Annotated in this window: 5 protein-coding genes; 2 read left to right on the top strand and 3 right to left on the bottom strand. The window is 42.1% G+C overall.

Translation table 11 applies throughout. The features are described from left to right. Positions 1-824, bottom strand: an 824-nt coding sequence (locus VF500_RS24145; RefSeq protein WP_330862124.1) for a glycoside hydrolase family 97 N-terminal domain-containing protein, incomplete at its 3' end; no start/stop codon positions are given. A gap of 8 nt (positions 825-832) precedes the next feature. After that, positions 833-2,479 (bottom strand): alpha-L-fucosidase, encoded by a 1,647-nt coding sequence (locus VF500_RS24140; protein WP_330862123.1) that lies wholly within the window; start codon positions 2,477-2,479, stop codon positions 833-835. Between the two features lie 820 nt (positions 2,480-3,299). Here VF500_RS24140 and VF500_RS24135 point away from each other — a divergent pair. Both VF500_RS24135 and VF500_RS24130 read left to right on the top strand, forming a co-directional pair. After that, the gene (locus VF500_RS24135) at positions 3,300-3,638 is read left to right on the top strand and encodes a zinc ribbon domain-containing protein YjdM (RefSeq protein WP_330862122.1); all 339 of its coding nucleotides are present in this window, start codon (positions 3,300-3,302) and stop codon (positions 3,636-3,638) included. Between the two features lie 253 nt (positions 3,639-3,891). Further along, complete coding sequence (locus VF500_RS24130) at positions 3,892-4,416, top strand: N-acetyltransferase (protein WP_330862121.1); 525 nt, start codon at positions 3,892-3,894, stop codon at positions 4,414-4,416. Between the two features lie 98 nt (positions 4,417-4,514). Here the strand turns inward: VF500_RS24130 and VF500_RS24125 are convergent. Further along, positions 4,515-5,339, bottom strand: an 825-nt coding sequence (locus VF500_RS24125) for a response regulator transcription factor (protein WP_330862120.1), incomplete at its 5' end; no start/stop codon positions are given.

The following is a 5,339-nucleotide window of genomic DNA, read 5'->3' as shown; positions in this document are numbered from 1 at the left end:
TTACCCGGTGAAGCTGCCAGCATTACTACACGCCAGGGTGTGAGCAGGTTATTAGCGAAACGCGCCTTAACGCCGTTTTCACTTTCGCCGGGCAGAGGGGATAATTTGGTGACAAGGTCAATTTTATCAGTTGCCCCGGTGTCTGTTTTTAGAGAGCCTATGTAAAATCCAGGATAATTGTCAATGTTAGCCTCTGTAATTGCCGTATAATGGCTCTGATCTAACTCGACCAGCAGGGGTAAGCCGGCAATTGTTTTTTCTGTGATATGGTTTAGGTTTTTTTGTTGAAATTCGGTCTCCTGCGATGAGGTATAACTACCATAGTCTGCCACCCAGGTCTTTGCCTTTGCCGGTAAATTGAAACTGGTCAGTTCCCTTACTATCTGCCGGTCGCCGATGTTATCAGCCCCGAATAACTGGTAGCGAAAGGCAATCCCATCGTCATAAGCCCTGAACCAGATCTTCATCCGGCGCATTGGGCCCGATTTTTCTACCAGTGACAGCTCCAGTTCATTGTAACTGTCAACTACGGTTCCGTGCTTTGTTTTTACCACCGGTACCCAGGTTTGGTTAACGGAGTGCTCCACATGACCGGTTATGGCCATATTGGTGCCCATAGCCGGTTCATCCTTAAACTCGAAACCCAGCGAAGAAGGATGGATGATGGTTAAGCCATTGCTGGCAACGGTATATTGAAGACTGTTGGTATTGTTTATCTCGACAACGTTTTTTTTATCGGGCGATACCAGCTTAAAAGTTTGCGCTAAAGAAGGAGCTGACAGTGAAACGGCAGTGATCAGTACGTAAAAAGTTTTCTTGTTCATGATATAGATTAAACGACTCCCTCAATTTTTAAAACGAATGCATCTTTACACGGAGCATTTTCAGGCATTTTAACTTTAAGACCTGCTTCAGTCTGCTCAAAACTCAATTTATCGTTTCCGAGCAGGCTTACGCTGCTTACGTTACCTAATTGATTGCCTTTTGCTAACTTTTTAACAAGCGCTTCGTTCCCTGCAGGCCAACCCAGCATAGTAGCATAAAGGGTTTTACCTTTTGTGGTAAACCGGATATCTTCGGCCCCGAATGGCTTACCTTTGCCTTCATTAAAACCCTGCGCATTAATAGGTGCCGCCGAATCTGTTGCCGGGCCTTCTCCAAATACTGTCCATGGCCGGGTACCGTAAATTGCCTCGCTGTTAACCTGCATCCAGGCACCTATATCGTCAACTACCGCACGTTCTTCGCTATCAAGGGTGCCATCGCCACGTAATGGTATGTTTAAGAGTAGATTACCGTTTTTGCTTACAATGTCAACCAGAGTATGAACTACCGTTTTGGCGCTTTTGTAGCCTTTATTATCAAATATGCGTCGATCATAGTGCCAGGAGCCAATACAGGTATCCGTTTGCCATGGCAAGGGCTCAATCTGGTTGCTCTGTCCGCGTTCTATATCCCATATCATACATTTGCGTTGTTGCTCATTCAATACTTTACCAAACAGTGCTGCCTGTAGTTTACCATGTTTTTTTATACTGGTATTATACATATGGGCCGCTATTTTTAAGCCGGCATCGCTTACCGGCCAAAGGGGTAATGCAGTATCGTCAAAATAGATCAGTTCGGGACCGTATTTATCAATCAGCTCTATAGTACGGTTCAAAAACTTATCGCAATAAGCTTTATTAGGTACACTTGCGCCATTGCCCCAGTCCCAATGACCGCCCATGCTGCCATCGTTGAGGCTATCCTTACTTAGCGCATGATTTTGTGCATATAGTTCTTGCGGGTCATAGCCGCTCCACCATTTGCCGGCACCATCTGCTTTGGTGAGTTTGCCATCATAAGGCACGCCTGCATACGGTCCGTTTTTATCTGCGCGTTGTGCAACCTCATACCATGTCCAGGGGTGAGAGGCATGTACCGTTACGCCGAAAGGCAGGTCGTGTTCTTTAGCTGCTTTTGCCCAGCCGCCAATCAGGTCTTTTTTTGGCCCCAATTTGGTAGCGTTCCAGCTTTGGTATTTGCTGTCATAAAGGTCAAAATTATCATGGTGATTGGCCAGCGCCATAAAATATTTGGCCCCCGCCTGTTTGTACAAGCCTACCAGTTCCTCGGGGTTCCAGTTTTCGGCCTTCCATTCGTTAATGACATCTTTAAAACCAAATTTTGAAGGGTGGCCATATTTTTGAACATGGTATTTATACTGATCGCTGCCTTCCTGGTACATACCGCGGGCGTACCAGTCGCCGCGTTCGGGCTGGCATTGCGGGCCCCAGTGTGCCCATATGCCAAATTTGGCGTCGCGAAACCAATCAGGTACCTGGTATTGAGCCAATGAATCCCAATCGGGTTTAAAAGGACCAGAGGCAATGCCTGCATTTAAATTTGATTGAAGCAAACTACTGCCCAAAGCCCTTGACAGATACAAGGAGGAGAATCCTGTGGCTAAGCCTTTTATTAATGTTCTTCTTTTCATAATTATTTTAACGGTTAGAAAAAACAGCTATGCCGATCAGCCATACGGATGAATAGCCAGAGCTTTAAATAAATTTCTATAAGTGGTTATCTATAATTGGTTAATCAACAATTCGCGTTATCGGGTCAATAATTGATAATCATCCAAATTTCTTTGAAATAATGGCTAAATAATTGACCTAATGGGACTTTTTTTTGTATAAAACCGACTTTTTGCGCAAGAGAAAATACGATTTGTCGAAAAGAATCGAGGTTGCTAAATCGAAGCTTATATTTTGGTTCCGATTGTAACTGTTTTATTTAGTGTTGGTTATTGTTGAAATAAAACTGATGGCTTGTATAAGCTATTGCATGTTGATTGTTTATGACCTGGTATTTATAAAAACATTGGCAATGGTTATTTCAGACCATGCTGATCTTTGATTTTTAAGACCAGTTATATTTTCGCTGCCATTACGATACTTCATTGATCAATGATTAAAACCAACCTTGTGCATCTGTTTTTTCATATTCACTGGGCGATATGCTGGCGCGTTTTTTGAAGGCCCTGGAATTATTGATCAAGGCATTAAATATTTAAAATCAAACAACCTTGATGGGGGGACAAGTCATAGCGCGTTGAATCTGAACTGCTTTATGGATAAAATATTATATTTCTAAAATAGGATCGTTTTAGTAGAAATATTGAATACGCGTATAAGGTATAAGTAGCCGGAGGCCTTTTGCTAAAGATTTTGCCCATGTGAAGTGTATATAAGAAATGAGCAAATGCAAATCTTTTAAAAATTTTATCTTCGCAAGCGAAAATCAATACCATAAAGATGAGTGAGCTTGCACCTTGCCCGATATGTAAATCGGCTTATACTTATGAAATGGATAACCTGCTTGTATGCCCGGAATGCGGGCATGAATGGAATCCGGAAGATAACATCGTAGGTTCAGATCTGTTTGAAGTGAAAGATTGCAATGGAAATATTCTTCAGAATGGAGATACTGTTGTTACAATAAAAAATCTGCCGGTACGAGGTTCCTCTCAAAGTATAAAAGCAGGGACCAAAGTAAAAAACATCCGTTTGGTTGATAGCGATCATAACATTGATTGCAAAATTGATGGTTTTGGTGCTATGGCATTAAAATCAGAATTTGTGAAGAAAGCATAATTTATTTTTGTTCTTTCTATGGAGCTTCCTGAATAATTTGAATGAGGCTACAGCGTGAGTCACACGTTGCCAATGGGGCTTTGGGTAATCCAATCACGCTTCCGGCTTAGTATTGATCATATCATTGTTTGCGGAGCGGTACCCAGGTAGTGTACCTGGTTTGCGGCCTAAGGTGTCTGCAACCGAAAAACGGAAGTATTACTCAGGGTGTAGTCCGGGCATTATTAGGAAATGTTTATTTGTACCAACAGAAATGAACACTTTACCCGAATTGCTGATATTAATTAAACGACCAGGTGTGAAAATTTTAGTTCAAGATTCCCTTAGCCCCGAACAGCTTGAAGCCGCTTTCCGATTATGGAATAATGAATATCCGGAAAAATTAAGGTATGATAAGATCGAAGATTTTAATGAATACCTTAATAAATTAGATGCTAAAACCCACTTCCTGCTAATTGATGATCAGGAAATTATCGTCGGTTGGTCAGCAACGTTCCTGCGTGATAACGAGAGATGGTTTGCAGTTATATTAAACAGTGACATTCACGGCAAGAGTTATGGAACGGGTATGTTAAATGAAATAAAGAGGCACGAAAGCAAACTCGCTGGTTGGGTGATCGATAAAGAAGGGGCTCTTCGGGCTGACGGAAACAAGTATAAATCGCCTTTGCAATTTTATATAAAAAATGGCTTTAGCGTTCTTGCCGGGGATCGAATAGAGTCGGAAAAACTATCCGCGGTAAAAATTCTGTGGCAGCTCGATTCCCCCAGGGCATAACATCTGAGACCTTAAAAGGATCCAATTTGTGATTTCAAAACAAGAATAGGTTTTCTTTGCGGCTCCGCATGATCAGTAGTATGTCCCGATGCTTTATTTTATCCCGACAGGTGTTTTTCCTGTTTATGCCGTTTGTTATGGATATATTCTGTTGGGGAGATATGGTATTTTTCCTTAAACGATTTGGAAAAGTAGTTAGGCGTGGAGAAACCAACATGATAGGCGATCTGAGCAACCTTCATATCGCTTTTCTCCATAAGCTGCACTGCTTTTTCGAGTTTCACTGAGCGAATAAATTCAACGGGGGCCAGGCCCGTGATCTCCAGTATTTTTTTATAAAGTGAAACCCTGCTGATGCAAAGTTCCCTGCTAAGTGCATCTACGGAAAGTTGCGGGTCTGTAAGATTTTTTTCAATGTATAAAACAACAGCTTTCAAAAATCTTTCTTCCTCCGACTCTATTTCTATTTCATCCAACGTGATTTTCAATAATCGCGAGTAGGTGGCTTTAAGCTTTTCATTTAAAGCAAGAAGGTTCCTGATTTTTATCAGCAGCACCGCAAAATTAAATGGTTTTGTAATAAAGTCATTGGCTTCGGATTCGAGGCCAATGAGTTCGTCAACCTCGGCATTGGAGGCAGTTAGCAGTATTAAGGGGATATGCGATGTCCGCTTATCGCTTTTCAATTTTTTACTTAACGCGACACCGTCCATTACCGGCATGTTAACGTCAGAAATGATCATGTCCGGATGTAACGAAAGTGCTTGCTGCCAGCCGTCCCTTCCATTAACGGCTTCGGCAATTCGGTATTCAGATTTTAGATTATCTTTCAGGAAAAAACGAAAATCCGGATCGTCTTCGACTATAAGCAGCAATGATTGCTCTGAAACCGGTCTGCCCGGGTTTTCAGCTGCGTGTAAAAC

This window comes from Mucilaginibacter sp., from assembly GCF_036383575.1.
In the GTDB taxonomy this organism is placed as follows: domain Bacteria; phylum Bacteroidota; class Bacteroidia; order Sphingobacteriales; family Sphingobacteriaceae; genus Mucilaginibacter.
Note: the sequence above shows the minus strand (reverse complement) of the source record. Positions and strands in the feature narration are given on the sequence as shown.